Source organism: Pantoea alfalfae, assembly GCF_019880205.1.
GTDB lineage: Bacteria > Pseudomonadota > Gammaproteobacteria > Enterobacterales > Enterobacteriaceae > Pantoea > Pantoea alfalfae.
On record NZ_CP082292.1, the window covers coordinates 2,162,781 to 2,189,602 of the forward strand.

The window sequence follows — 26,822 nt, forward strand, 5'->3', positions numbered from 1 at the left end:
ACTATTAACCAGGTGAGGACAAGGCGGAATCCCCCGAAAAAACTAGGAGATAGCACTTCGCGCCAGGGGCCAGGCCGTCTGCGCCGCCAGGCTGTCGTGCGCATCCTGATTGCGACGGCGGAAGTCGCTGGGACTGACGCCAACACGCTTGCGGAATACCCGTGAGAAGTAGAGCTGGTCATCGTAACCCACTTCACGCCCTACCGAGGCGATAGGTTCCTGGGTAGTCTGCAGCAGCAGTTTAGCGCGGATAACGCGCTGATCTTCACGCCAGCGTAGCAAATTCACACCCATCTGCTCGCGGAACAGGTGCGCCAGCCGCGACGGTGAAAGACAGACGTGACGTGCCACCTCTTCAATCTTCACCTCGCTGGCGAGATGGTTGGTCACATACTGGCAGGCTTCAATCACGCGCGGATCGCGGATTAGCTGATGGCTGCGCGGATCTTCTTCAACGGCGCGCAGCAGCAGTCGCTCCAGCAGGTTCATCGCCAGCTCTTCCGCAAAGCGACGGCCCGAGTTATGGGTTTGTTCGATACTGGCAAACAGGCGGTCGAACTCGCCGCGCAGCGATTCCGGCAGCAGCAGTCGTCCCACGCCCTCCTGCTCATCCTGCCAGCGCAGCCAGTCGTGCCAGTAGGCGCGTGGACGGAAATAGACCCAGCGGTGGAACCACTGCGGGCTGTCCGGCGCGCGGCCATAATAGTGAGCGGTTTTTGGCTGAAACAGCAGCATTTCGCCCGGTTCGCAGTCAAATGCCCGCTCGCCGTCGAATACCCGCCCTTTGCCTTTGATGGTGAGGTTCAGAATGTAACCTTTCATGCCGTGCGGGCGATCGATAAAGAAATCGAGCGGGCCATCAGCGGTGATGGGCGTCAGCCCCGCCACCAGCCAGGCATTGAATGAATAGCCCGGCAACAAGGGGTTTTGCTGCTCGGCCGGTAATTCGCGGTGATACATAGCGTCCTCACTCAGTTTGTTATTGTTCGGATAGCCCGCAGAGACCTTTGCCTCTGCGGGCCAACGGCTCGATCAGTCAGGCTTTTTTCTGTTTGTAACGGTCAAAAATCACCGCAGCTAACAGTATCAGACCGCGCACCACATACTGTGAGAATGGCGAGATATTCAATAAATTCATCGCATTCTCGACGGTGCCGAGAATTAACACCCCTGCCACCACGTAGGAAATCTTGCCGATGCCGCCTTTCAGTGACACGCCGCCCAGTACGCAGGCAGAAATCACCACCAGCTCATAGCCGATGGAGGTCATTGGCTGACCACTGGTCATACGTGACGCCAGGATGATGCCCGCGGCCGCCGAAACCAGACCGGAAAGAATGAAGATGATGATACGGGTTCGCACCACCGGCACACCGGCCAGTCGCGCGGCCTCTTCATTGCCGCCAATCGCCAGGGTATTACGGCCAAAGGTGGTTTTGTTAAGCAGGAAGCCGAAGATCAGCATGGTAGCCAGCGTCAGCCAGATGGGCGCAGGCACGCCAAGCCAGTTGGCAAAACCGAGTTCAAAGAAGCGCTCATCTTCAATCCCGACTGCTTTACCGTCAGAGAAGATATAAGCCAGGCCGCGCACGATTTGCATCGTCGCCAGCGTGGTGATCAGCGCATTGATCTTGAGTCGGGCAATCACAAAACCGTTGATAAAACCGGTGATCATGCCGAGCACCAGACCGGCCGCTACACCAATCCACAGGCTTTCGGTCATGTTGATCACCACGGCGGTCACAACACCTGCACAGGCGATAACTGACGCAACCGACAGGTCAAAATCCCCGGAGGCCAGACAGAACAGCATGCCGCAGGCGACCATGCCGGACATCGACATCGCCAGCCCTAAGCCTTTCATATTGATAAACGAGCCGAAGTTCGGCACAAAAATCGCACAGACAATAAACAGCAGTGCAAATACCACCAGCATGCCGAAGTTGTCCCAGATGCGACCTAACTGCAGGCCGCCGCGTGAAGCGGGCTGCGGCGTATTTGAGGTCGTGGATGAAGCCATGATGATCTCCTGTCAGGCCACGGCGGCCACTTGAGTGGTTTTGGGCATCGCCAGGCTCAGCGTCTGCTGCTCCGTGGCGTCGTCGTGCAGCAGTTCACCGGCAATGGCACCTTCACGCATTACCACGATGCGGTCGGCCAGGCCCATGACTTCCGGTAAATCGCTTGAGGCGAACAGCACCGCAATACCCCGGTTCGCCAGTTGATAAATCAGGTTGTAAATTTCATGTTTGGCACCGACATCGATGCCGCGCGTTGGCTCATCCAGCAGGATCACTTTCATATCCTCAGAGAGCCAGCGTCCCAGAATCGCCTTCTGCTGGTTACCGCCGGAGAGGTACATGATCAGCTGGTCGGCGCTGGGCGTTTTGATGTTCAGCGAGCGGATATGACTGTCGGCGTTTTTGTTTTCCCAGCCGTTTTTAATCAGACAACCGGCGGTGAGATTGTGACGACGGGCGCTGATGTTGATGTTGTCGCGCACCGAGTGCACCGGAATAATGCCTTCGGCTTTGCGGTCTTCCGGACAGAGCATGATGCCCGCGCGGATGGCATCGATCGGCTCCCGCAGCGGCAGCGGTTTACCGTCCAGGATCACCTGACCGCCGCGCAGCCGCGTGCCGCCAAATAATCCTTTCAGCAGTTCACTGCGTCCGGCTCCGACCAGGCCAAACAGCCCGACGATTTCACCGGCATGAACTTTCAGCGAAATTGGCGTCCGCACGCCCTTCGCTTCAACCTTGTCCAGCTCCAGCCGCACTTCGCCTTTGGCCCGCGGTGAGTAGCCATAGATATCACCCAGGTTACGTCCCACCATCGCCTGCACCAGATCGTCATGATGAGTGTTGGCCATGTCAGTAAAGGTCCGCACGTAGCGACCATCTTTGAAGACGGTGATGGCATCGCTGAGGGCAAAGATCTCCTCCATGCGGTGAGAAACGTAGAGCACCACCCGGCCCTCCTCGCGGAGCTGGCGGATGACGCGGAACAGGTTGTCGATTTCACGCGCTGACAGGGAGCTGGTTGGCTCATCAAAGGCGATAATGCGCGCGTTGCGCGCCAGCGCTTTGGCAATCTCCACCATCTGCCACTGCCCCAGCGACAGGTATTTCAGCGGCATATCGGGATCGATATCCATGCCGAGATTTTTCAGCTGCACGCCCGCCTCAAAGCGCATCAGCTTACGATTAACCAGCCCGTGCTTGTGCGGAATCTGACCGAGGTAGATGTTCTCCGCCACGCTCATTTCCGGTACCAGATGCAGCTCCTGGTAAATAATGGCAACGCCCGCGTCCAGCGCATCTGTGGTGCGCTGAAAGCTCATTGGCTTGCCTTTAATACGAATCTCACCGCCGCTCGGCTGATAACTGCCGCTGAGTATTTTTAACAGCGTCGATTTGCCTGCGCCGTTTTCGCCCATCAGCGCATGGACTTCACCGCCCCGGCAGTTGAAGGAGATATCCTGCAACGCTTTCACGCCCGGGAAGGTTTTACTGATGCCATGAAACGACAGAAATGCTGAATCAGTGTTCATGTTGGTCCTCACTCTTTCGCGCCACCGGCCTGTTACGGCGGGCGGCGCGAAATCGGCTATTAAGGATGCCAGGCTGCGGACAGCCCGACAGGCTCAGGGTTACATCAGTCCTTTTTTCGCCAGTTCAGTTTTGAAGTTGTCACGGGTGATCAGCACCACATCGGTAACTTCGGTGAATTTCGGTGGCTCTTCACCTTTGCTGACCCAGTTGTAGAGCATCTGGCTGCTTTTATAGCCATGGATATCCGGGCTTGGCAGCAGCGAACCGTAGAAGCCAGTCGCCTTGTCTTTCGACAGTTCACTGATGGCATCGACGCCGTTGATGCCGATACCGATGACGTCAGCCGCTTTAAAGCCCTGGCCTTCGGTGGCACGCACGCCGCCCAGCACGGTGTTGTCGTTCATGCCGACAATCAGCCAGTGTTTAACTTCAGGATGCTGCACCAGCAGGGAGTTACCTGCGTCAAACGCGCCTGGGATATCGTTAGATTTGGTTGGCACCTGGTAGATCTGCGCTGCCGGGAAACCTGCGGCTTTGATCGCGTCCATTGAGCCGCCGGTACGGCGACGTGCGGTATCAAGTTCATTCGCGGTAATCGCCATCACGCCAGTGGTTTTTACATCCCAGCCGCGTTTCTGCATCTCTTTATAGAGTTCCTGACCCTGACGCTCACCAATTTTGGTGGCCGCCATCATCACCAGTGGCACGGTGTCCATGGGTTTACCTTTCGCGGTGACGAACTGGTCATCCACAGCGATGACTTTCAGACCATAGCCCCGCGCTTTTGCCATGATGGCAGAGCCAAGTTTCGGATCGGGGGTACAGATAACAAAACCTTTCGCGCCATTGGCCGCCAGGCTGTCGATGGCATTCAGGGTTTTTTCACCATCCGGCACGGCAATTTTGATGACATCAAAGCCAAGATCTTTGCCCGCTTTGTCGGCGAATTTCCATTCAGTCTGGAACCAGGGTTCCTCTGGTTGTTTGACTAAAAAACCCAGCTTCATGGTCTCGGCGATAGCGGATTGTGACATAACCGCTGCCAGGCCGATGGCCGCGAATGCTTTAGTGAATTTATGCATGATGCTCTCCGGTACCAGGTTATTTTTCGCTGCTAATAACGAATTGGTGTAAACGCTACCAGTTAATTTTCTTATGTGGGTACAGCCATAAATCAGTGCGTTAGGCTGGCATGTGCCGACAGACTGTCCAGACGCTGGGCTAGTTTTAGCGGTATTAGCGAAGAAAAATGTAGAGCGGTATCACACATTAAAATCACGACAAAATGATCCATATATTCAGCAAATTTAACCGGACCTTAACTTTTGCAATGGATCACAAAATCACTGCCGATGACAGAAAAGTGCATATTGTCAGCCAGCGATGACTAACTGATTTGGCGCGCCGAACCCAGGATACAGGAGTTAACTAACTACAGGAGATTCCGATGCGTGCTGGAGCCATCACCCTTGGGCTGGACTTTGGTAGTGATTCGGTGCGTGCGCTGGCCGTAGATTGTCATAGCGGCAAAGAGCTGCAGAGTGCGGTGTGCAGCTACCCGCGCTGGCAGCAGGGCTTATACAGCGATCCGCACACTAACCGTTTTCGTCACCATCCACAGGATTACATCGACGCGATGGAGCAGGCGCTGCTCGGCGTGCTGAATGCACTGAGCGACGATCAACGCGCCGCCGTAGCCGGCATTGGCGTTGACAGCACCGGGTCAACCCCGGCGCCAATTGACCGCGACGGCAACGTGCTGGCGCTGCGCCCCGAGTTCGCGGAGAACCCCAACGCGATGTTTGTGTTGTGGAAAGATCACACGGCGATAGAAGAAGCAGAAGAGATTAATCAGCTGTGTCACAGCGGCCGCTTCGAGGATTACAGCCGCTATATCGGTGGCATTTACTCCTCGGAGTGGTTCTGGGCGAAGATTCTGCACGTGTCGCGTGAAGATGCGGCCGTACGTGAGGCCGCGGTCTCCTGGGTCGAACTGTGCGACTGGGTACCCGCCCTGTTAAGCGGCACGACCGCGCCAGATAAGCTGCGCCGTGGCCGCTGTGCGGCCGGGCATAAAGCGCTGTGGCACGGCGACTGGAACGGCCTGCCCGATGTCGATTTCCTTAATGCGCTCGACCCGCTGTTAACCCAGCAGCTCGACTCCCCGTTATTCAAGGATACCTGGACCGCGGATCTGCCGGTCGGCACGCTCAGTCCGGAATGGTCACAGCGTCTGGGCCTGATGCAGACCGTCACGCTCTCCGGTGGCGCGTTTGACTGCCATATGGGCGCAGTCGGTGGCGGAGCTAAACCCTATACCCTGGTGAAAGTGATCGGCACATCCACCTGCGACATTCTGATTGCTGACGCAGATAAAGTCGGCGATCGCGCTATTAAAGGCATCTGTGGTCAGGTCGATGGCAGCGTCGTGCCAGGCGCTATCGGACTGGAGGCGGGTCAGTCTGCTTTTGGTGATATCTACGCCTGGTTCAGCCGTTTACTGGGCTGGCCGTTACAGCTGGCGGCGCAGCAGCATCCTGAGCTGAAGCCTCAGCTGGCTGAGATGCAAAAGAATCTGATTAAGGATCTGACCGAGGCCTGGGCTGCCAATCCGCAGCTCGACCATCTGCCGGTGGTACTGGACTGGTTTAACGGTCGCCGCACGCCAAATGCCAATCAGCGGCTGAAAGGGGTGATTACCGACCTGAATCTGGGCACCGATGCCACCGCGCTGTTTGGTGGTCTGGTCGCGGCAACCGCGTTTGGCGCACGTGCCATTATGGAGTGCTTCGAGCAGCAGCAGATTCCGGTCGAGAGCATTCTGACACTCGGTGGCATCGCGCGGAAATCCCCGGCGATTATGCAGGCCTGCTGCGATGTGATGAACCGCCCACTGGATATCGTCGCCTCTGACGAGTGCTGTGCGCTGGGTGCGGCCATTTTCGCCGCCGTCGCCGCTGGTGTTCACGCCAGCGTACCGGATGCACAGCAGATCATGGCCAGCCCGATTGCCGTGACGCTGCAGCCCGATCCGGCGCGCGTCGCCCGCTATCAACAACTTTATCAACGCTATCAACAATGGTGCGTGACGGCAGAACCACAATACGCCGCCCGCCCCGCTTCCGCTAAGTGAAGGAGTGGTTTTATGGAACAGTCAAATAACTACAGCGTGTGGTTTGTCATCGGCACGCAGCACCTCTACGGGCCGGAGACATTACGCCAGGTTGAAGAGAATGCACGTCAGGTCGTCGAGGGGTTGAATCAGGCCGGTTTACCCGTGCGTCTGGAGCTGAAACCGCTGGTGAAGTCACCGGATGAAGCCCTGGCCCTGTGCCGCGACGCCAACTATGACAAGCAGTGCGTCGGGATCATTACCTGGCTGCACACCTTTTCTCCGGCCAAGATGTGGATTGGCGGCCTGAGCGTGCTTAACAAGCCGCTGCTGCAATTTCATACTCAGTTCAATGCAGAGATCCCATGGGACAGCATGGACATGGACTTTATGAACCTGAACCAGACCGCCCACGGCGGCCGTGAGTTTGGGTTCATTGGCGCACGTATGGGCCTGCAGCACAGTGTGGTGACCGGTCACTGGAAAGACAGTGCCAGCCAGCAGCGTCTTGGCAACTGGATGCGAGCGGCTCTGGCTAAACAGGCCAGCCAGCAGCTGAAAGTCGCCCGTTTTGGCGACAACATGCGTGAAGTGGCCGTGACCGAAGGCGATAAAGTCGCTGCACAGATTCAGTTCGGCTATTCCGTGAATGGCTGGGGCGTCGGCGATCTGGTTGAGGTGATCAATGGCGTCAGCGATGGCGACGTGAATGCACTGATGGACGAGTACGAAAGCCTTTATCGCTTTACTGATGTCGCTGCGTCTGGCGGCGAAAAACGTCAGAACGTGCTGGATGCCGCGCGCATAGAACTCGGTCTGAAGCGTTTCCTGGAAGCGGAAGGCTGCCACGCCTTCACCACTAACTTCCAGACGCTGCACGGCATGACGCAGTTGCCCGGTCTGGCGGTTCAGCGTCTGATGGGTCAGGGCTATGGTTTCGCAGGCGAAGGTGACTGGAAAACTGCTGCGCTGCTGCGCATTTTCAAAGTGCTGGCAGGCGATCGCAAAGGTGGCACCTCATTTATGGAGGATTACACCTATCACTTCTCACCGGGCAACGATCTGGTGCTTGGCTCGCACATGCTGGAAGTCTGCCCGTCGATTGCCATTGAAGAGAAGCCTTTAATCGATGTGCAGTTCCTGGGTATTGGTGACAAAGCCGATCCGGCACGCATGATTTTCTCCACGCCAGCCGGTCGTGCGGTTAACGCCAGCGTGATTGATATGGGCGATCGTTTCCGTCTGCTGGTTAACGTGGTGGATGCTATCGAACAGCCGAAACCGCTGCCGAAGTTGCCGGTTGCCCGCGCACTGTGGAAAGCGCAGCCATCACTGGCGACCGCTTCCGAAGCGTGGATTCTGGGCGGCGGCGCGCACCATACGGTGTTCAGTCAGGCGCTGACGCTTGAGGATATGTATCTGTACGGTGAGATGAACGATATCGAAGTGCTGGTGATTGATGAGCACACCACCTTGCCAGCATTTAAAGATGCGCTGCGCTGGAACGAAGCGTATTACCGGTTGAAACGTTAATAGGTGATTGGTGCTGCCTTTCTTTGATTGGTAGCGTGCCTAAGTGATTAAAAAAGACCGACGCAGGAATTAATTCCGCGTCGGTTTTGATAAAAACTGTGCTATTCAGTCGGGAATGGCGGGCGTTACGTAAAGTCGCCGTAAATACATCCCTGTAGGCTCGGCCGCCGCATCCATGCGGCGGACGCTTTACTCCACTGCCCGCCATCCCCTCCTTTTTGTTGAGTCTGAGCGAATATTTCAAAGCTCAGAGCATCAAGCGTATTAGCAATAACTTCATGCGTCAGATGTTTCACTCAACCGCCTACGATTCCTTCCTTTTTGATAGCTCAGTGCAAGTTGTTAAAAGCCATGATCAAACCCAACCGGGAAGGAATGGTATGCCTGAAGAGCAAAGCGTCCGCGCCAGGGATGGCGCGGCCGATCCGCATGGATGCGGGAATTCTTTGCGATCAGGCATACCTTTCCTGACCTTGCACACAAATCCCATAGCGATTGTATTTCCGGACATACAAAAGAGCGCTTTAGTCTTTGCTATAACGCTACTCTTTCACCATCTTGCACTTTCCCCCACCAGCCTGTATCGCTACATACCTGATAAAACAAGGTTAAAGCGCCATGCAAATTACCGATCTGAACCTACATCCCGACTACGCCCCACAAACCGCAAAACTGTTGCACACTGAATGGTCACATCTTCCTGCATGGTCGGATCATCACACTATCCTTACGCGTTTAACAAAACGGAATCAGACCGGCTCGGCGGAATTTACCCTCGTCGCCACATCGGACGGTGAAACGGTTATCGCGACCTGTAGCGTCATCCGTTTTGAACTGGACGATATCGCGGCAAGGGAGTACTGGATTGGTGAAGTGGTGACGGACAAGAAATACCGGGGCCGGGGCGTGGCGAAAGCCTTGATCCAGCAGGCGATTGTCCGGGCAAAACAACAGCAGATTGGCGAGCTCTGGCTCTATACACCCGATCAACAGGCATACTATCAGCGTTCAGGATGGCAGGCGGTGGAACAGCGGCAGGTAGCGGGTGAAGCGGTCACGGTGATGGTACTGCATCTGGCACAATAAATGGCGGCTCCTGAGAGCCGCCATTCAGCCATTTATTCAGGTAGGGATTCGCTTAACCGGCGCGTTCTGCTGACGATCCCAGATCACCGTCAGTAACCGCTGCAGGGCGATAAACGCAAACAGCAGGATCCCGATGGCGATCTTGGTCCACCACGAACTCAGCGTGCCGTCGAAATTAATCCAGGTCTGAATCAGCCCCTGAATCAGCACGCCAAACAGCGTGCCCAGCACCGTACCGACACCGCCCGACAGCAGCGTGCCGCCAATCACCACCGACGCAATCGCATCCAGCTCCACACCCAACCCGGCCAGCGCATAACCTGCCGAGGTATAGATCGAAAACACGATGCCAGCCAGCGTCGCCAGCGTGGTGGAAAGCATATAAATCTTAATGGTGGTGGCTCGGGTTGAAACACCCATCAACTGAGCCGACGTCATATTGCCGCCGATGGCGTAAACCCGGTTACCAAACCGCGTGCGGTGCGCCAGAATAATCCCGCCCAACACCACTACCAGCATAATCACCGCCAGCAGACTAAGACGCCCTCCGCCCGGCACTTTCCACGCCAGACTGGAAAGCAGGGTGTAAAACGGATGATCGATAGGAATCGAGTTTTCCGACACCAGATAACTGCAGCCGCGCAGGAAAAACATCCCCGCCAGGGTAATGATAAAGGCCGGGATCTTCAGCGCATCGATCAGCCAGCCCATCATGGCGCCGAACAGCGCGCCCAGTGACAGAATCAGCGCAAACGCCAGCAACGGATCGACATGGAAATCGCCAATCGCCCGCGCCAGGAACACGCCGGTAAAGGCAATGACTGCGCCAACCGACAGATCGATACCACCCGACAAAATCACAAAGGTCATGCCGACGGCGATAATCCCGAGGAAGGCGTTGTCGGTCAGGATATTGCATATCACCCGGGTAGAGGCAAAGCCGGGAAACTGACTCAGACAAAACAGGTAACCCGCCACAAACACCAGCAAGGTGATCATCAGCGGAAGATGACGTTTAATCATGTCGGGCGTCTCCGTTTCAACATCGCAATAAACCGCGGTGACTGCAGCAGCAGCACACACATCACTACTACCGCTTTCACCACCTGATTCAGCTCCGGCGGGAAGCCAGAAAGCAGAATCCCGGTATTCATCGACTGAATAATCAGTGCGCCAATCAGCGACAACACCAGATTAAAGCGGCCACCCATCAGCGATGCACCGCCAATCACCACGGCGAGAATCGCATCCAGCTCCAGCCACAAACCGGCGTTATTGGCATCCGCACCGCGAATATCCGCCGCAACGATCAGACCCGCAACAGCGGCACAGACGCCACTGAGCGCATAGGTGGACATCACCACCAGCCAGCCCGTCACGCCCGCATTGCGGGCAGCGCGCAGGTTAATCCCCACCGCTTCGATAAACAGACCCAGCGCGGTCTTGCGCGTCAGCAGCCAGACGGCCAGCGCCACCACCAGCGTGATCCAGACCGGGACCGGCAACATCCACAGCGAGCCGTTACCAAACCAGCCGAGACTGTCACTATCGAATGTCACAATCTGCCCCTGCGTAATCAGCTGAGCGATACCACGCCCGGCGACCATCAGAATCAGCGTGGCAACAAACGGCTGAATACGCAGCAGCGCCACCAGCACCCCATTCCATAACCCACAGGCTAAACCGGTTCCCAGCGTGCAGAGAATAATGAACGGCACACCGTGTCCGGCGACGGTCAGTGTGGCGGCGGTCGCGCCCGCTATCGCCATCACCGCACCCACGGAAAGATCGATGCCGCCAGTGGCGATCACCAGCGTCATGCCAATTGCCAGCAGGGCAACCGGGGCCGCACGATTAAGAATATCGATCGGGCTGCCGAACAGGCGACCATCCTGCAGGTGCACGGCAAAAAAGTTATTGGCTACCAGACTGTCGATCAGCAGCACCAGCAGCAGCGCGGCGATTTGCGGCATCCCTGGCGGAAACTTCAGCTTACGACGTGGTGGTTTTGCAGATGTCATAGGCGACTCAAGCATGTTTTGCTCCTCCGTCCGCGATAGCATTGACGATCGACGCCACCGAAAGCTGCTCCAGCGGAATTTCTGCCACCTGCTTCAGATCGCGCATGATCAACACCCGATCGGCATAACCGACCAGCTCTTCGAGTTCAGAGGAGATCACCAGCAGCGCCAGACCATCGGCGCACAGGGATTCAATTAAACGGATAATCTCGGCGTGTGCGCCTACATCAATGCCGCGCGTCGGTTCGTCGAGGATTAAAAACTGCGGTTTAGTCACCAGCCAGCGCGACAGCAGCACCTTCTGCTGGTTGCCGCCCGATAACAGCTCTACCGGCTGCTCGGCGTGTGGCGTGCGAATGCCCAGGCTCTTAATAAAACGGTCAGCAATCGCCTGCTGCTCGCGCTTCTTAATTGGCCTTAACCAGCCGCGCTGCGCCTGCAACGCCAGAATAATATTTTCGCGAACGGAGGCTGCGCCAATAATCCCATCCGTCTTCCGATCCTCCGGGCAAAATCCCATGCCAAGTTGTGAGGCTTTCGCCGGGTTGGTAATGCGCTGCACTTTGCCTTTGATCTTCGCGGTTCCGCGATCGGCCCGACGAATACCAAACAGTACTTCAGCGGTTTCTGTGCGGCCAGATCCCAGCAGCCCGGCCAGGCCGACGACTTCACCAGGACGCACCGCCAGGTTGAAGGGTTCGATGGTGCCCTTCCTGCCGTAATCTTCAAACGACACCACCGGCTGATTACTTCGCAGCGTGCTGCCCTGACGCTGTAATGCAGTCTCCAGCAGTTCGCGACCCAGCATCAGCTTAATCAGCTCAATCTGCGGCAGCGTGGCGGTATCGCGGGTGGCGATAAACTGCCCGTTACGCAGCACGGTAATCCGGTCAGTAATGCGGTACACCTGGTCGAGAAAGTGGGTCACAAAAATCAGGCTCATCCCTTTGGCTTTTAGCTGCGCCATCAGGGTAAACAGCATTTCGACTTCGCTGGCATCCAGACTCGCGGTTGGCTCATCGAGGATGAGCACCTGCGCCGAAAGATCCACCGCGCGGCAGATGGCAATAATCTGCTGCATCGCCACCGAGTAGTGGCCCAGTGGGCGCGTCACGTCGAGGGAAAAACCGTAGTTCCGCATCAGCGCATCGGCATCGCGTACCATGCGGCGACGGTCGATCATGCCAAAGCGACGCGGCTCACGACCAATATAGAGGTTATCTGCCACCGACATGTTCGGCAGCATATTCACTTCCTGATAAACGGTACCGATGCCCATCTCCTGCGCCTGCGCGGTGTTATGCGGGGTAATCGGTTCACCATTGAGGGTAATCGTTCCGGCATCACGGCTGTAAACACCGGTCAGCACTTTTATCAGGGTCGATTTCCCCGCACCGTTTTCCCCCAGCAGCGCCATGATCTCCCCTTTGCGAATATCAAAGGAAACATGACTCAGCGCTTTAACGCCGGGAAACCCTTTGCTGACGCCGCTGATGGATAACAGCGGTGTTTCATTTTGCGTGGTCATTCTGCTCACTCCGCCTCACGTCATGAAAAACCGCCCCGTAGGGCGGTCTGCGGCTGGTCTTTGGCAGGTCTGTGGATCAGTAACCCATACCCTTTTTCTTATCCAGTTCCGCCTGCGCGTCAGCAGGCAGGAACAGCTTCGACTCGGTCTTGATGACTTTAGGCGGCAGCGTGCCATCTTTTTTGAATTTCTCCAGGGCATCAAATGCCGGACCAGCCATGTTCGGTGTCAGCTCCACGTTGGCGTTGGCTTCCCCTGCCAGCATCGCTTTGTAGATATCCGGCACACCATCAATCGAGCCGGTCAGAATGTCTTTGCCTGGTTTCAGGCCGGCTTCTTTAATCGCCTGAATGGCACCGATCGCCATATCATCGTTATGCGCGTAAACCATGCAGATGTTTTTGCCGTTGTTCTCAGCCTTGATAAAGCTCTCCATCACCTCTTTACCCTTACTGCGCGTAAAGTCACCGGACTGCGAGCGGATCACTTTAATGTTTGGATGGTTGCTGATCGCTTCAGCAAAGCCTTTCTTACGATCGATTGCCACGCTGGCACCGACAGTACCCTGCAGTTCCACCACGTTACACTGCTTGTCACCCACGGTTTTCACCAGCCAGTCGCCAATCAGTTTGCCTTCCAGCACGTTGTCCGCCGTCACTACGGCCTGATAGAGCGATTTGTCTTTCACCACGATGGCGCGGTCCAGCAGGTAAACCGGGATTTTGGCATCTTTGGCTTCTTCCAGAACCGGCTCCCAGCCGGTCTGTACGACTGGCGCGATGAAAATGGCATCAACGCCCTGCGCAATAAACGAACGTACTGCCTTGATCTGATTCTCTTGTTTCTGCTGCCCGTCGGCGATTTTCAGGGTGATTCCGCGTTTTTTGGCTTCGCTTTTCGCCACGCTGGTCTCTGCCGAACGCCAGCCAGATTCCGAACCTACCTGCGAGAAGCCCACCGTCATATCTGCAGCGAGCACCGGGCCGGTTAACGCGGCGCTGACCAGCGTGGTCAGAAGTAAACGTTTCCACATAGTTTTTAATCCTCTGAAAGGCGTTTGCTGTTTAGGGTAGAGAGCCTGCTTAGACTGGACTAAAAAAGCGTGCATAATGGCGACACACTTCACAAATCAGAGCAATTTAAAGGAGTTACGTGCAGCCAGACGGGTTCGCTGGTCACAGCGTTATGGATAAAACGACTGAGTAATAAAACAATGTCCGTTAAATAATTGTAATAAACAGAATCGCTTATGCTTAACGCCACTGGAAACGATTACAGACAGGCGTACTAAATGGGTTATCCGGCCTGCGATGAACAAAAAATGGGATTTGTGATTGCCCGCACAGTCGTTTGCGCGTGCTGATTGGGCGCGAAACGTTTCTATGCGCGTGGTTTCAAAAGGATTATTTCTTCTGACCGGAAATTGTCAGAAAGGAGGCATTGATGCATTGGCTGGCCTGAAGGAATGCAAAATGATATTTAAAATACGCGTTCAACGATGTATTCCGGCATGGATTTGTGTGAGCTAATGCCATATTTACTATCATCGCGCGGGCAGGCTGGCACTGACTGCGATAAAAATAGCAGATTTGGACTTTTAATAGCTGATAAGGTGCTTTAGTCTGATTTTCGCCTTTTTTAACCGGCCCGATCTGGACAGCCCTGGCTTGCCCCCTATACTGAGCACTCCTTTGTACTTCTATCTGTTATGGCAATGATGACTGCGCACGATTACCTGCTTAAGTTCCGCAAAGTAAATAATTCAGACAGTCTGGAAAAGCTTTTCGATCACCTTAACTACTCCCTTACAAATGATATGGAAATCATCAATATGTATCGGGCTGCCGATCATCGTCGTGCCGAACTGGTTTCTGGCGGACGATTATATGATCTTGGCTGTGTCCCTAAAACGGTGTGGCGCTACGTGGTCTGATATCCGGCTGATTAATGGCTCTCTTTACCTCTGACCTTGTCCGGATGGGCGTGCCCCTCTGGACATGTTATTCTGCTGCGCTTCGACTCCCCGAGACAGGAATAACCACGATGAATGAACAGGTTGCTGCGCCGCGTATTGGTGGCTGGCTTTTGCTGCCGCTGGCCTGGCTGATAATGACCCTGTTAACCACCGTTCTGGTGCTGGCGATGTATCTGACCCCCCTCTTTAATCCGGAATGGCGTGTGGCGCTGTTTTCACACGGCAGCACCCTCCTTTCTTACTGGGCCATCTCGCTGCTTACCGCCGTGGCGGTCTGGGCCTACAGCCTCTGGATCAGCTGGCTTTTCTTTAAGCGCTCGCGCCGTTTGCCGCGCCACTATCTGCTCTGGCTGCTCATAACCGTGCTGCTGGCGCTGAAAACCTTTGCTTTTACGCCGGTTGCCGATAGCCGTGCTCTTCAGACGTTACTGCTGTCACTGCTCGCGGCGGCGGTATTTGCACCCTATTTCAAACGTTCAAAGCGGGTAAAAACCACCTTTATCGCGCCGTAACGCTGTGAGTTATGTCAGGAATTTAATTCTGAGTGCGGTCTGCCGCCTTGCGGGAGGCGCGGATATTGAGATACGCCGCGCTATCAATGATAATAAGCCGCTTTCCGGCTCCCAGGCGAAAAAATGACCGATTATCTGCTTCTCTTTGTTGGCACCGTGCTGGTGAATAACTTCGTCTTAGTGAAGTTTCTCGGCCTCTGTCCTTTTATGGGCGTTTCCAAAAAACTGGAAACGGCGATTGGCATGGGCCTCGCCACGACATTCGTGATTACGCTGGCCTCTATTTGCGCGTGGCTGGTCAACCACTTGATCCTGCTGCCGCTGGACCTGGTCTATCTGCGCACCATGGCCTATATCCTGGTGATCGCTGTCGTCGTGCAGTTCACCGAAATGGTGGTGCGTAAAACCAGCCCGTCGCTCTATCGCCTGCTGGGTATCTTCCTGCCGCTGATCACCACTAACTGTGCAGTGCTGGGCGTGCCTCTGCTGAGCGTTAACCTTAACCACACCTTTATGCAGGCCGCGCTGTATGGTTTCAGTGCCTCTATCGGCTTCTCGCTGGTCATGGTGCTGTTCGCGGGAATGCGTGAGCGACTGGTGCTGGCCAACGTGCCTGCGCCGTTCAAAGGCAACTCCATTGCCCTGATTACCGCAGGCCTGATGGCGCTGGCGTTTATGGGCTTCAGCGGTCTGGTGAAATTCTGATGACCGCGATCTGGATTGCTGTAGCTGTATTAAGCGCCCTGAGCCTGGTGTTTGGCGCCCTGCTGGGTTACGCCTCGCGCCGCTTTGAGGTCGAAGAAGATCCTATCGTTGAGCAGATTGATGCCATTCTGCCACAGAGCCAGTGTGGCCAGTGCGGCTATCCGGGCTGCCGACCCTATGCCGATGCGGTCGGCAACAACGGAGAAGCAATCAATAAATGCACGCCGGGCGGGGAGCAGACCATGCTCAAGCTGGCTGCGCTGCTTAACGTTGAACCGCAGCCGATTGATGGCGATGAAACGGCGAAAGAGCCGGTGCGCACCGTGGCGTTTATCGATGAAGCCAACTGCATTGGCTGCACCAAATGTATTCAGGCCTGTCCGGTTGATGCGATTGTCGGCGCAACCCGCGCCATGCACACTGTGCTGAGCGATGTCTGCACCGGCTGCGATCTCTGTGTCGCGCCCTGCCCGACTGACTGTATTGAAATGCGTCCGGTCGCCACCACGCCAGCTAACTGGAAGTGGGATTTGAATACCATTCCTGTACGGGTGATCCCGGTAGAAACTCATGCTTAATCTGTTTAACTTCCTGAAAAAAGAGAAGGTCTGGGATTTTCAGGGCGGCATTCATCCGCCCGAAATGAAAACCCAGTCCAACGGCACGCCGCTCAGCGAACTGCCGTTGCCGCACCGTTTTATTATTCCGCTGAAACAGCACATCGGACATGAAGGTGAGATCTGCGTTGCGCCCGGCGACAAAGTGCTGCGCGGTCAGCCCCTGACCTTTGGTACCGGCCGTATGCTGCCGGTCCATGCACCTACCTCTGGCGTAATTGCGGATATCGGTCAGCATATGACCGCGCACCCTTCTGGTCTGTCCGAACTTTGCATCTTCCTGACGCCCGATGGTGAAGACCGCTGGATGCCGCTCGATCCGCTGCCAGACTACCGTCAGCATCCGCGCGCCGACATCGTGCAGCGAATTCATGATGCGGGCATCGCGGGGCTGGGCGGCGCGGGCTTCCCGACCGCCACCAAACTGAAAGGCGGCCTGCGCGGGGTTAAAACCCTGATTATTAATGCGGCGGAGTGTGAACCTTACATCACCGCTGACGATCGCCTGATGCAGGATTACGCCGCCGAAGTGCTGGAAGGCAGCCGCATTCTCGCCTGGGTGTTACAGGCTGAACGGGTACTGATTGGCATTGAAGATAATAAACCCGAAGCGATCGCCGCACTGAAACAGGCGCTGGGCAGCGAGCGCGATCTGCAAATCCGGGTGATCCCGACCAAATATCCTTCCGGCGGTGCCAAGCAGCTGACCCGCATTCTGACCGGCATGGAAGTGCCGCACGGCGGACGCTCAACCGATATCGGCGTGCTGATGCAGAACGTCGGTACCGCCTGGGCGGTTAAACGGGCCATCATCAATGGTGAACCGATCACCGAACGCGTCGTGACGCTGACCGGCGAGGCGATTGCCCAGCCGCGTAACGTCTGGAGTCGTCTTGGCACGCCAATCAGCCATCTGCTGCATCAGGTGGGTTTCACGCCTGCACCGCGTCAGATGGTGATTATGGGCGGTCCGCTGATGGGCTTTACCCTGCCATCGCTGGATGTGCCGGTGGTGAAGATTACCAACTGTATTCTTGCGCCCTCTGCCAGTGAGATGGGCAATAACGACGAAGAGCAGTCCTGCATTCGTTGCTCTGCCTGTGCCGATGCGTGTCCGGCTAAGCTGCTGCCGCAGCAGCTTTACTGGTACAGCCAGGGCGGCGATCACGATAAAGCGCGTGCACATCATATTGATGACTGCATCGAATGCGGTGCCTGCGCCTATGTCTGCCCGAGTAATATCCCGCTGGTGCAATATTACCGTCAGGAAAAAGCGGAACTGCGCGCCATCGATCTGGAAGCGAAACGCACGCTGGAGGCCAAAGCCCGCTTCGAAGCGCGTCAGGCGCGCCTGGAGCGTGAGAAGCAGGCCCGTGAAGCGCGTCATGAAGAGGCGAAACAGCGAGTTGCCCGCACCGATACCAGCGAACTGACCGCAGCCAAAGCGCGGGTGAAAGCCCGCCAGGCCGCTGAACCGGATGAAGCGTCGCTTGAAGCGCAGCGTGAGGCCCGCCATGCGCAGGCGCGTCTGCGTCAGGCAGAGGCGCAGGCTGAAACCCAGCCGGTGACGCGTCAGTCAGTCGATCCGCGTAAAGCGGCGGTTGAAGCGGCTATTGCTCGGGCAAAAGCGAAGAAAGTTTCACCGGCTGATACGGCTGCTGACGCCAGTGTCGATCCGCGCAAAGCCGCCGTCGAGGCCGCTGTAGCGCGCGCCAAAGCGAAGAAAGCGGCACAGGCTGAAGGCGCTGATGCGACGACGCGGGCTGTATCGGAGAGCGTTACAGAGGCCGCGTCGGACGCTGCCGCTGAAACCGATCCGCGTAAAGCCGCGGTTCAGGCGGCTATCGCCCGTGCTAAAGCGAAGAAAGCCGCGCAGGCTGAAGGCGCTGATGCGACGGCTCCGGCTGCTTCGGAGAGCGTTCCAGAAGCTGCGTCGGACGCTGCCGCTGAAACCGACCCGCGTAAAGCCGCCGTTCAGGCGGCTATTGCCCGCGCTAAAGCGAAGAAAGCCGCGCAGGCTGAAGGCGCTGATGCGACGGCTCCGGCTGTAGCGGAGAGCGTTACTGACGCCGTATCAGACGCTGCCGCTGAAACCGACCCGCGTAAAGCCGCCGTTCAGGCGGCTATTGCCCGCGCCAAAGCGAAGAAAGCCGCGCAGGCAGAAGGCGCTGATACGACGGCTCCGGCTGCTTCGGAGAGCGTTCCAGAAGCCGCGTCGGACGCCGCCGTAGAAACCGATCCGCGTAAAGCCGCGGTTCAGGCGGCTATCGCCCGCGCTAAAGCGAAGAAAGCGGCACAGGCTGAAAGTGCGGCGGATGCCGCGTCACGTGACGCCGCAGCGCTCGCCACCGCCGCACACTTTGCGGTAGAGAACGCGGAACAGGCGCAGGAGCAGGCAAATAACGCCAATGCTGAACCTGAACAGGCACCTGAACTGAATCAACCCGATGATGCGCGCAAGGCCGCTATTGCCGCCGCCATCGCCCGTGCCAAAGCGCGTAAAGCGCAGTCGTCTACGACGCTTGAGGATTAAATGGCTTTTCGTATCGCAAGTTCTCCCTATACCCATAACCGCCGAAGTACCGGCAACATCATGTTGCTGGTGGTGCTGGCGGCGGTGCCCGGTTTTGCTGCACAGTGTTATTTTTTTGGCTACGGCACCGTTTTACAGGTCTTACTGGCGACCCTTACCGCCTGGCTGACAGAGGCGGCGATCCTACGTCTGCGTAAAGCACCGGTTGCCAGCACCCTGGCGGATAACTCGGCGTTGCTGACCGCCATCCTGATCGGTATCAGCCTGCCGCCGCTGGCACCCTGGTGGCTGGTGGTCATTGGTACCCTGTTTGCGGTGGTCATTGCCAAACAGCTCTATGGCGGACTGGGCCAGAACCCGTTTAACCCGGCGATGGTTGGCTATGTGGTGCTGCTGATCTCCTTCCCGGTGCAGATGACCAGCTGGTTGCCGCCTGACATGCTACAGGCGATTAAACCCGGACTGATGGACAGTCTGAGCATGGTGTTCCAGGGCCACACGGTGGCGGGTGACACCATGCAGCAGTTGCAGCTGGGTGTGGATGGCATCAGCCAGGCGACCCCGCTGGATACCTTTAAAACCGGCTTACGTGCCGGCCACAGTGCCGAACATCTGCTGGCGCAGCCGATTTACAGCGGCGTGCTGGCCGGGCTCGGCTGGCAGTGGGTGAACGTCGGTTACCTGGCGGGCGGCCTGTTCCTGCTGTGGAAGAGTGCGATTCGCTGGCATATTCCGGCCGCCATGCTGCTGTCACTGGCGTTCTGCGCCACACTGGGCTGGTTCTTCTCCCCGGAATCGCTGAACAGTCCGCTGATTCACCTTTTCTCCGGTGCCACCATGCTGGGCGCGTTCTTTATTGCCACCGACCCGGTGACCGCCTCAACGACTAACCGTGGCCGCCTGGTGTATGGCGCGCTGATTGGACTGCTGGTCTGGCTGATCCGCAGCTTTGGCGGCTATCCCGATGGCGTGGCGTTTGCGGTTCTGCTTGCCAACATCTGCGTGCCGCTCATCGATTACTACACCCAGCCGCGCGTTTACGGCCATCAGAAGGATTAAGCGATGCTGGAGACGATTCGTAAAAATGGCGTCACGCTGGCGATTTTCGCCGCGATTACCACGGCCGCTACCGCGGTGGTGAATACGGTCACCAAACCAACGGTGGAGCATCAGACCCAGTTACAGCAGAAAAGTTTGCTGGACCAGGTGGTGCCGGTTGAGCTGTATGACAACAACATTCAGCAGGATTGTTACGTTGTCACGGATGCAGCACTGGGCAACAATGCGCCGCATCATCTCTTCCTGGCACGTAAAGGGGGCCAGCCGGTCGCGGCTGCACTGGAGACAACCGCACCTGACGGCTATTCTGGTGCGATACAGATGCTGGTCGGTGCCGATTTCCAGGGTAAAGTACTGGGCGTGCGGGTGATTGAACACCATGAAACGCCTGGCCTTGGCGATAAGATCGAACTGCGCATCTCTGACTGGATCAACAGCTTTAATGGCAAAGTGGTGCAGGGTCCGGCGGATAAAGCTTTTGCAGTTAAAAAAGATGGCGGCGATTTCGATCAATTTACTGGCGCCACCATTACCCCACGCGCGGTGGTCAATGCGACGAAACGCACCGCGCTATTCATGAAAACGCTTCCGGAGAGACTCTCTTCGTTACCGGCATGTGGAGACACAAATGAGTGAAGCTAAAAGTCTGCTGGTTGGTGGATTGTGGAAGAATAACTCAGCACTGGTACAGTTGCTGGGCCTCTGCCCGCTGCTGGCGGTAACGGCGACGGCGACGAACGCGCTGGGTTTAGGTCTGGCTACCACGCTGGTGCTGACCCTGACCAACAGTTTCATTTCCGCCTCGCGCCGCTGGGTGCCGTCGGAAATCCGTATTCCGATTTATGTGATGATCATCGCTTCGGTGGTGAGCTGCGTGCAGATGCTGATCAACGCCTATGCCTACGGTCTCTATCAGTCGCTGGGAATTTTTATCCCGCTGATCGTGACCAACTGCATCGTGGTGGGCCGTGCTGAAGCCGTCGCCTCTAAAAGCAGCATCCCGCTCTCGGCGCTGGATGGCTTCGCCATCGGTATGGGCGCAACCTGCGCCATGGTGGTGCTGGGTTCGCTGCGCGAAATCATCGGCAGCGGCACGCTGTTTAACGGTGCCGACCAGTTGCTTGGCCCGTGGGCAAAATCGCTGCGTATCGAAGTGGTGCATTTCGACTCGCCGATGCTGCTGGCCATGCTGCCGCCTGGCGCGTTTATCGGCCTGGGCATGATGCTGGCGGGCAAGTACCTGATCGATCAGAAGATGAAACAGCGTGCAGCGCTGCGTGCTCAGGCGGCTGAAACCGCGGCCCCTCAGGGCGTAGCCGGGAAAGCGGTGTGAATCAGACCAAACGCACCGAAATCCTCCACCGGCTGCAGCAGAACAATCCGCATCCGACCACCGAGCTGAACTTCAGCACGCCGTTTGAGCTACTGATTGCGGTGCTGCTCTCGGCGCAGGCGACCGATGTCAGCGTGAACAAAGCCACCGCGAAGCTCTATCCGGTGGCGAATACGCCTGCCGCGATGCTGGCGCTGGGCGTGGATGGCGTAAAGGAATACATCAAAACCATCGGCCTGTTTAACAGCAAAGCGGAGAATGTGATTAAGACCTGCCGCATTCTGCTGGAGCAGCACAACGGCGAAGTGCCGGAAGATCGTGCAGCGCTGGAAGCCCTGCCCGGTGTTGGCCGTAAAACCGCCAATGTGGTGCTCAATACCGCCTTTGGCTGGCCGACGATCGCCGTTGATACCCATATTTTTCGCGTCAGCAATCGGACAAAATTTGCGCCGGGTAAGAATGTGGAAGAGGTCGAGCAGAAGCTGCTGAAGGTAGTTCCGGCAGCCTATAAGGTTGACTGTCACCACTGGCTGATACTGCACGGCCGCTACACCTGCGTGGCACGTAAACCGCGCTGCGGCGCCTGCCTGATTGAAGATCTCTGCGAGTACCCCGACAAAGTCGAGTGATTTGATAACTGACCCGCTGCGGCGGGTTTTTTATTATCTTGCTGTGCCCGCTGCATGACCTCTCCTGCGCGATCCGCCTTTTCACCACGCTTTCCGACGCGCCTGAATACCGGCACAGTTTGTCGGGTTGTTACATTGATGTTGATGATGGAAAATCGCCGCCCCTGATGATAAGAAAAAGTTATGACACGGTGAGTAACGTAATGAAGAAAAGCCCTTCTGCTGGAAGGCATCGTCTGCGCCTGCTTCTGGCACGCCTCTGGCCGCATCCGCTGGCAGTCAGTAAAAAACATGTGGTGATCGCCGGACTGGGTGCGGGCATTGGCCTGGTGCTGACCAGCCTGCTGAGCCACTGGATGCTGGGCGAGCTGAACCTCTGGTTTGTCGCCCCGGTTGGCGCATCAGCAGTCCTGCTCTTTGGTTTGCCTGCCAGTCCGCTGGCGCAGCCGTGGGCAATCGTTGGCGGCAACAGCCTGTCCGCGCTGGCAGGCGTCACTGTCAGCCAGCTGATTCCCGATCCGGCCATCGCCTGCGGTGTCGCGGCCTGTGTGGCGATCCTGCTGATGTTCCAGCTGCGCTGTCTGCATCCGCCCGGCGGCGCAGTGGCGCTGACCGCTATTCTGGGCGGGCCTTCAGTGCAGCAGCTGGGTTATCACTTTGTCCTGACGCCGATTCTGCTTAACTCACTGACGCTGGCTCTGCTGGCCCTGCTGTTAAATAATCTGGCCGGTCGTCGCTACCCCCATCCGCTGGCGCCTCAGGAAGTTAAACCCGAGCCGGTTGCCATGCCGGTCCCGCTCACGCGTGCCGATCTGCATCAGGCTTTACAGGGCGGCGAACTGCTGGATATTGACGAAGATGATTTGCAGGCGCTGCTGCTGCGCGCTGAAGAGATTGCGCAGCGCCGTCAGTTTAGCGGCTGAAGTCTGACCGCTGCTGGCGCATCCTGTACTGTCGGCATATTCCGCGTGGCCGACTGACACACACAACGTTGATCGCTGCCACAGTTTTGCTCAGCCGCTTCGCCTCACCTTTCCAGTAACATCTTGATAACACAGCCACCCAGGCCGGACGCCCATCCGGTCCTGGGCGGATGCCCATAGAGCTCGCCTTTTCAGCGCCCTACACTTTGCTCTTCTTTACGTTTCTCATGAGGAAGAACGATGGATAGCGCCTTATCCCCGCAGCACGATGAGCTGATCGCCTCCGCCATCAAAAAATTCTTCACCCATATCATCCCAATGCTGGTGGTGATGCTGATCATTAATCAGATCGACCGCGCCAACATTGGCTTTATTAAAGCCGAGCTGCGCACCGATGCCGGGATCAGCGCCGCCGCCTTTGGTCTGGGTGCGGGCCTCTTTTTCATTGGTTATGCGCTGTTTGAAGTGCCGAGCAATCTGATGATGAAGCGATTTGGCGCACGCGTCTGGCTGACACGCATCATGATTACCTGGGGATTCGTGGTGGTCCTGACCGGATTCGTCACCTCACCCATTCAATTTTACCTGCTGCGCTTCTTACTGGGCGTCGCCGAAGCGGGCTTCTTTCCCGGCGTGCTGTTCTATTTCCGTCAGTGGGTGCCCAATGCCTGGCGCGGCCGGGCCACTGCAATGGTCCTGAGCGCCACGGCTGGCGCCTTCCTCTTCTCCGGGCCGATCACAGGCGCTATCCTGATGATGCATAATTTTCTGGGAATAGCGGGCTGGAAATGGGTGATGTTTCTCGAAGGTGGTGCCTCGGTACTGATCGGGATCCTCGCCGCCTGGGTACTGGTGTCGCGTCCTGCTGATGCGCGCTGGCTGAGTGACGCGGAGAAACAGGCGCTGGTGCAGCAACTGGATAGTGAAGAGGCGCAGCGTGACGCGCTTAATCGTGAGCCGGGAAAAATGTCGCTGTTACGCAATCGCAGCCTGTTGTTCTTCTGCGCAATCTTCTTCACCATGACCATGACCGGTTACACGCTGGTGTTCTGGCTGCCGCAGATTATTCAGCGCATTCAGGGCTTCAGCAGTTTTGGTATCGGCATTCTCACCGCCGTGCCGTGGCTGTGCGCCATTATCGCCATCAACCTGCTGAGCCGCTTTTCAGATCGCCACCGTGACAGACTCGATAAAGCGCTGGGCGTCGCCATGCTGGTCGCGGCCTGCGGCACTTTTATGGCGACGTTAGGTTCCCCGTGGTTTGGCTTCCTGGCGATGATCGTGGCCTGCATCGGCTCAAAAGTCAGCGCCACCTTTTTCTGGCCGATGCCGCAGGGAGAACTGCCCGCCTCGATTGTCGCGCCGGGTATTGCGCTGGTGAATTCTGTTGGCAATCTTGGCGGTTTTTTCGCACCGACGGTGTTTGGCTATCTGGAGATGAAAACCGGCTCCACTACCGGCGGCCTCTATGCCCTGACCAGCGTCTCGCTGCTGACCGGGTTGTGGCTGCTGCTGCGCCGCAGGCCATCCCCGCCTTCCCTTGATCCTATGGAGAATCACCATGTCAGACAGTCCAGTCATTAAAACAATGCGTGTGGTGCCGGTCGCCGGGTATGACAGCATGCTGCTGAACATTGGTGGCGCGCATAACTGCTACTTTACCCGCATCCTGGTAATCCTGACCGATTCCGCTGGCCGTACCGGCGTTGGCGAAAGTCCCTGTCACGCTTCGACGCTGGCGCTGCTGGCACGTTTTCGACCGCAGATTGTGGGCAGCGAGCTGCTGCGGCTGAATGCGACGATCGCCACGCTGTTTGCGAGTGATGCACGACATCAGCAGACCGCGCATACCGATGACATCCACATTCCGCAGATGAACCCGGAGAAGTTCTACAACGCCACCGCAGCGATTGAAGCCGCGCTGCTTGATCTGATGGGCCAGCACCTGAATCTGCCGGTTGCCGAGTTACTTGCCAGCGGCAGGCAGCGCGATCGGGTGCCGGTGCTCGGCTATCTGTTCTATATCGCCGACCGCAACCTGACCAGTATGAACTATCAGGCAGGCCAGGCCGGCGGTGATGCCTGGCTGCAACTGCGCCATGAAAAAGCAATGGATGCGCAAGGCGTCGTGCGGCTGGCTGAGGCCGCAGCGGAACGCTATGGCTTCCGCGACTTCAAACTCAAGGGTGGCGTACACCACGGTGAAGTGGAGGTCGAGACGGTTAATGCCCTGCTGGCGCGTTTTCCGCAGGCTCGTGTCACGGTCGACCCTAACGCCAGCTGGTCGCTGGACGAAGCCATTTATTATGGTAAACAGCTGGCGGGCCGCATTCCCTATCTGGAAGATCCCTGTGGCGCAGAGCAGGGCTACTCCGGCCGGGAAACGCTGGCCGAGTTTAAACGGGCCACCGGTATTCCGGTCGCCACCAATATGATCGCCAATGACTGGCGACAGTTGCAGCATGCGTTACAGCTCAATGCTATTGATATTCCGCTGGCCGATCCGCACTTCTGGACGATGCGCAATGCGCATACCGTGGCACAGCTCTGTCAGGAGTGGGGGCTGACCACCGGCTGCCATTCAAACAACCATTTTGATGTCTCACTGGCGATGGTGGCGCATCTGGGGGCGGCTGCACCCGGCGATCGCCTGACGGCCTTTGATACACACTGGATCTGGCAGGATGGACAACAGCTGACGCAGCATGCGCCGCAGATTCGGGATGGGCATCTGGAACTGCCAGAGGGGCCAGGGCTGGGTATTACCCTGAATATGGAACGAGTCGAAGCGGCACATGCACTCTACAATTCGCTGCCGGATAAAAATCGTAACGATGCGCTGGGCATGCAGTTTCTGATTGATAACTGGTCGTTTAACGCCAAACGCCCGGCGTTGCTGCGCTGATGACGGCCATCCTGTGACAGTGTCACAGGATGGCCGCGTTTAACGTTGTGCCAGCGCCGCCTGCATCCAGGCAATGACCAGGGGAGACTCTTTCTCCTGTAGTGCCGCGCGCTCGGACTGGAACAGCGTCGCGACGAAGAAAGGATGATCTGGCAGCTCCACACCGCGTACGTCACCTGCTTCATCCCAGGCGGTAATACGCAGGGTGTTATCACCCAGCGCCGCACTGAATTCGGGGTTGACGCCAAAGTTACAGTGATAGCCTTCATCGCTTTCCAGCATGCCGTAGGCCGTAGCAATACCCGAACCAGGTTCGAATCTGACCGCGCCGCGCTGTTCCACCAGCGAGCAGCTCAGCGGGGCTATGACCATGCGCCCACCGGTGTCGGTTTCGGCATGACTGGCATCGTGCCAGCCCAGTACATTGCGTGCATACTCGATGACCGCATACTGGAATCCCCCGCAGGAGCCCAGGAAAGGCTTTCCACTTTCCCGCGCCCAGCGAATGGTATCAAAAACGGCCTCATCATTATGATAGGGACTGCCCGGCACCACCCAGACTGCGTCACTGCGCCTGAGATCGGATTCAGCGAGTTTTTCGCTGGCAACCCATTCAGCTTCAACCGCTATGTTCAGCCAGCGGGCAGCACGTTCAATAGCAAGAGGAATGGCCTGATGGGCAACCGCATCCGCGCGGTAGTCACCAGCCAGAGATAAGCGCAGGGGAGACGACATTGGAATGATCCTTTCCGGAGAAATGGAGAGGTTACAGGAATGTTAATTTCAAGTCGAGCGGC

24 protein-coding genes are annotated in these 26,822 nt (G+C 57.1%); 15 read left to right on the top strand and 9 right to left on the bottom strand.

Features of this window, described 5'->3' with window-relative positions:
• Positions 1-42: 42 nt before the first annotated feature.
• The 4 genes from araC to K6R05_RS10065 form a co-directional block, all read right to left on the bottom strand.
• Positions 43-960 carry an arabinose operon transcriptional regulator AraC gene (gene araC / locus K6R05_RS10050; protein WP_003853440.1) on the bottom strand — a complete coding sequence of 306 codons (918 nt, stop codon included), beginning with the start codon at positions 958-960 and terminating at the stop codon, positions 43-45.
• A 76-nt stretch (positions 961-1,036) separates the two neighbouring features.
• Positions 1,037-2,020 (bottom strand): L-arabinose ABC transporter permease AraH, encoded by a 984-nt coding sequence (gene araH / locus K6R05_RS10055; RefSeq protein WP_013357784.1) that lies wholly within the window; start codon positions 2,018-2,020, stop codon positions 1,037-1,039.
• 12 nt (positions 2,021-2,032) lie between these two features.
• Positions 2,033-3,553 (bottom strand): L-arabinose ABC transporter ATP-binding protein AraG, encoded by a 1,521-nt coding sequence (gene araG / locus K6R05_RS10060; RefSeq protein WP_222924074.1) that lies wholly within the window; start codon positions 3,551-3,553, stop codon positions 2,033-2,035.
• Between the two features lie 99 nt (positions 3,554-3,652).
• On the bottom strand, positions 3,653-4,636 hold the full coding sequence (locus K6R05_RS10065; RefSeq protein ID WP_003853437.1) for an arabinose ABC transporter substrate-binding protein: 984 nt from the start codon (positions 4,634-4,636) through the stop codon (positions 3,653-3,655).
• A 365-nt stretch (positions 4,637-5,001) separates the two neighbouring features.
• On the opposite strand from K6R05_RS10065, the gene K6R05_RS10070 reads away from it, so the two are divergent.
• From K6R05_RS10070 to K6R05_RS10080, 3 genes are all read left to right on the top strand, one after another.
• Complete coding sequence (locus K6R05_RS10070) at positions 5,002-6,687, top strand: ribulokinase (RefSeq protein ID WP_222924075.1); 1,686 nt, start codon at positions 5,002-5,004, stop codon at positions 6,685-6,687.
• 12 nt (positions 6,688-6,699) lie between these two features.
• Positions 6,700-8,199 (top strand): L-arabinose isomerase, encoded by a 1,500-nt coding sequence (gene araA / locus K6R05_RS10075; RefSeq protein ID WP_161732448.1) that lies wholly within the window; start codon positions 6,700-6,702, stop codon positions 8,197-8,199.
• Between the two features lie 618 nt (positions 8,200-8,817).
• Positions 8,818-9,285 (top strand): GNAT family N-acetyltransferase, encoded by a 468-nt coding sequence (locus tag K6R05_RS10080; protein ID WP_222924076.1) that lies wholly within the window; start codon positions 8,818-8,820, stop codon positions 9,283-9,285.
• Positions 9,286-9,321: 36 nt separating this feature from the next.
• On the opposite strand, the gene yjfF is transcribed toward K6R05_RS10080, so the two are convergent.
• From yjfF to ytfQ, 4 genes are all read right to left on the bottom strand, one after another.
• A complete protein-coding gene (gene yjfF, locus K6R05_RS10085) occupies positions 9,322-10,308 on the bottom strand; it encodes a galactofuranose ABC transporter, permease protein YjfF (protein ID WP_161732452.1) in 987 nt (328 codons plus the stop codon).
• Positions 10,305-11,321 carry a galactofuranose ABC transporter, ATP-binding protein YtfT gene (gene ytfT, locus K6R05_RS10090; protein WP_222924077.1) on the bottom strand — a complete coding sequence of 339 codons (1,017 nt, stop codon included), beginning with the start codon at positions 11,319-11,321 and terminating at the stop codon, positions 10,305-10,307. The genes yjfF and ytfT overlap by 4 nt, the downstream gene beginning before the upstream one ends.
• Positions 11,314-12,834, bottom strand: a complete 1,521-nt coding sequence (locus tag K6R05_RS10095) for a sugar ABC transporter ATP-binding protein (RefSeq protein ID WP_161732456.1) — start codon at positions 12,832-12,834, stop codon at positions 11,314-11,316. Before K6R05_RS10095 ends, ytfT begins: the two co-directional genes overlap by 8 nt.
• A gap of 76 nt (positions 12,835-12,910) precedes the next feature.
• On the bottom strand, positions 12,911-13,867 hold the full coding sequence (gene ytfQ, locus K6R05_RS10100; protein WP_150009958.1) for a galactofuranose ABC transporter, galactofuranose-binding protein YtfQ: 957 nt from the start codon (positions 13,865-13,867) through the stop codon (positions 12,911-12,913).
• Positions 13,868-14,551: 684 nt separating this feature from the next.
• On the opposite strand from ytfQ, the gene ydgT reads away from it, so the two are divergent.
• The 12 genes from ydgT (at position 14,552) to K6R05_RS10160 (ending at position 26,025) form a co-directional block, all read left to right on the top strand.
• Positions 14,552-14,767, top strand: a complete 216-nt coding sequence (gene ydgT, locus K6R05_RS10105; protein ID WP_033782999.1) for a transcription modulator YdgT — start codon at positions 14,552-14,554, stop codon at positions 14,765-14,767.
• Between the two features lie 110 nt (positions 14,768-14,877).
• Complete coding sequence (locus tag K6R05_RS10110; RefSeq protein WP_161732458.1) at positions 14,878-15,321, top strand: DUF2569 domain-containing protein; 444 nt, start codon at positions 14,878-14,880, stop codon at positions 15,319-15,321.
• 123 nt (positions 15,322-15,444) lie between these two features.
• Positions 15,445-16,026 (top strand): electron transport complex subunit RsxA, encoded by a 582-nt coding sequence (gene rsxA / locus K6R05_RS10115; protein ID WP_003853423.1) that lies wholly within the window; start codon positions 15,445-15,447, stop codon positions 16,024-16,026.
• The gene (rsxB, locus tag K6R05_RS10120) at positions 16,026-16,604 is read left to right on the top strand and encodes an electron transport complex subunit RsxB (RefSeq protein ID WP_222924078.1); all 579 of its coding nucleotides are present in this window, start codon (positions 16,026-16,028) and stop codon (positions 16,602-16,604) included. Before rsxA ends, rsxB begins: the two co-directional genes overlap by 1 nt.
• Positions 16,597-19,176 (top strand): electron transport complex subunit RsxC, encoded by a 2,580-nt coding sequence (gene rsxC, locus K6R05_RS10125; RefSeq protein ID WP_222924079.1) that lies wholly within the window; start codon positions 16,597-16,599, stop codon positions 19,174-19,176. The genes rsxB and rsxC overlap by 8 nt, the downstream gene beginning before the upstream one ends.
• Entirely contained in the window at positions 19,177-20,235 is a 1,059-nt protein-coding gene (rsxD, locus tag K6R05_RS10130; protein WP_222924080.1) for an electron transport complex subunit RsxD, read from the top strand.
• A 3-nt stretch (positions 20,236-20,238) separates the two neighbouring features.
• Positions 20,239-20,871, top strand: a complete 633-nt coding sequence (gene rsxG, locus K6R05_RS10135; protein WP_222924081.1) for an electron transport complex subunit RsxG — start codon at positions 20,239-20,241, stop codon at positions 20,869-20,871.
• The gene (locus tag K6R05_RS10140; protein WP_222924082.1) at positions 20,864-21,568 is read left to right on the top strand and encodes an electron transport complex subunit E; all 705 of its coding nucleotides are present in this window, start codon (positions 20,864-20,866) and stop codon (positions 21,566-21,568) included. Before rsxG ends, K6R05_RS10140 begins: the two co-directional genes overlap by 8 nt.
• Entirely contained in the window at positions 21,565-22,197 is a 633-nt protein-coding gene (gene nth / locus K6R05_RS10145) for an endonuclease III (RefSeq protein WP_161732468.1), read from the top strand. The genes K6R05_RS10140 and nth overlap by 4 nt, the downstream gene beginning before the upstream one ends.
• 203 nt (positions 22,198-22,400) lie before the next feature.
• On the top strand, positions 22,401-23,120 hold the full coding sequence (locus tag K6R05_RS10150; protein ID WP_161732470.1) for an HPP family protein: 720 nt from the start codon (positions 22,401-22,403) through the stop codon (positions 23,118-23,120).
• Positions 23,121-23,360: 240 nt separating this feature from the next.
• The gene (locus K6R05_RS10155) at positions 23,361-24,704 is read left to right on the top strand and encodes an MFS transporter (RefSeq protein ID WP_161732472.1); all 1,344 of its coding nucleotides are present in this window, start codon (positions 23,361-23,363) and stop codon (positions 24,702-24,704) included.
• A complete protein-coding gene (locus tag K6R05_RS10160; RefSeq protein ID WP_222924083.1) occupies positions 24,682-26,025 on the top strand; it encodes an enolase C-terminal domain-like protein in 1,344 nt (447 codons plus the stop codon). Before K6R05_RS10155 ends, K6R05_RS10160 begins: the two co-directional genes overlap by 23 nt.
• A gap of 39 nt (positions 26,026-26,064) precedes the next feature.
• Here the strand turns inward: K6R05_RS10160 and K6R05_RS10165 are convergent, their stop codons facing one another.
• Entirely contained in the window at positions 26,065-26,760 is a 696-nt protein-coding gene (locus K6R05_RS10165; protein WP_161732476.1) for a CTP synthase C-terminal region-related (seleno)protein, read from the bottom strand.
• Positions 26,761-26,822: the final 62 nt, after the last annotated feature.

Bases quoted from the DNA above. Each gene is read 5' to 3' on its own strand.
- araC (WP_003853440.1), bottom strand. From the start codon at position 960: ATGTATCACCGCGAATTACCGGCCGAGCAGCAAAACCCCTTGTTGCCG.
- araH (WP_013357784.1), bottom strand. From the start codon at position 2,020: ATGGCTTCATCCACGACCTCAAATACGCCGCAGCCCGCTTCACGCGGC.
- araG (WP_222924074.1), bottom strand. From the start codon at position 3,553: ATGAACACTGATTCAGCATTTCTGTCGTTTCATGGCATCAGTAAAACC.
- K6R05_RS10065 (WP_003853437.1), bottom strand. From the start codon at position 4,636: ATGCATAAATTCACTAAAGCATTCGCGGCCATCGGCCTGGCAGCGGTT.
- K6R05_RS10070 (WP_222924075.1), top strand. From the start codon at position 5,002: ATGCGTGCTGGAGCCATCACCCTTGGGCTGGACTTTGGTAGTGATTCG.
- araA (WP_161732448.1), top strand. From the start codon at position 6,700: ATGGAACAGTCAAATAACTACAGCGTGTGGTTTGTCATCGGCACGCAG.
- K6R05_RS10080 (WP_222924076.1), top strand. From the start codon at position 8,818: ATGCAAATTACCGATCTGAACCTACATCCCGACTACGCCCCACAAACC.
- yjfF (WP_161732452.1), bottom strand. From the start codon at position 10,308: ATGATTAAACGTCATCTTCCGCTGATGATCACCTTGCTGGTGTTTGTG.
- ytfT (WP_222924077.1), bottom strand. From the start codon at position 11,321: ATGCTTGAGTCGCCTATGACATCTGCAAAACCACCACGTCGTAAGCTG.
- K6R05_RS10095 (WP_161732456.1), bottom strand. From the start codon at position 12,834: ATGACCACGCAAAATGAAACACCGCTGTTATCCATCAGCGGCGTCAGC.
- ytfQ (WP_150009958.1), bottom strand. From the start codon at position 13,867: ATGTGGAAACGTTTACTTCTGACCACGCTGGTCAGCGCCGCGTTAACC.
- ydgT (WP_033782999.1), top strand. From the start codon at position 14,552: ATGACTGCGCACGATTACCTGCTTAAGTTCCGCAAAGTAAATAATTCA.
- K6R05_RS10110 (WP_161732458.1), top strand. From the start codon at position 14,878: ATGAATGAACAGGTTGCTGCGCCGCGTATTGGTGGCTGGCTTTTGCTG.
- rsxA (WP_003853423.1), top strand. From the start codon at position 15,445: ATGACCGATTATCTGCTTCTCTTTGTTGGCACCGTGCTGGTGAATAAC.
- rsxB (WP_222924078.1), top strand. From the start codon at position 16,026: ATGACCGCGATCTGGATTGCTGTAGCTGTATTAAGCGCCCTGAGCCTG.
- rsxC (WP_222924079.1), top strand. From the start codon at position 16,597: ATGCTTAATCTGTTTAACTTCCTGAAAAAAGAGAAGGTCTGGGATTTT.
- rsxD (WP_222924080.1), top strand. From the start codon at position 19,177: ATGGCTTTTCGTATCGCAAGTTCTCCCTATACCCATAACCGCCGAAGT.
- rsxG (WP_222924081.1), top strand. From the start codon at position 20,239: ATGCTGGAGACGATTCGTAAAAATGGCGTCACGCTGGCGATTTTCGCC.
- K6R05_RS10140 (WP_222924082.1), top strand. From the start codon at position 20,864: ATGAGTGAAGCTAAAAGTCTGCTGGTTGGTGGATTGTGGAAGAATAAC.
- K6R05_RS10150 (WP_161732470.1), top strand. From the start codon at position 22,401: ATGAAGAAAAGCCCTTCTGCTGGAAGGCATCGTCTGCGCCTGCTTCTG.
- K6R05_RS10155 (WP_161732472.1), top strand. From the start codon at position 23,361: ATGGATAGCGCCTTATCCCCGCAGCACGATGAGCTGATCGCCTCCGCC.
- K6R05_RS10160 (WP_222924083.1), top strand. From the start codon at position 24,682: ATGTCAGACAGTCCAGTCATTAAAACAATGCGTGTGGTGCCGGTCGCC.
- K6R05_RS10165 (WP_161732476.1), bottom strand. From the start codon at position 26,760: ATGTCGTCTCCCCTGCGCTTATCTCTGGCTGGTGACTACCGCGCGGAT.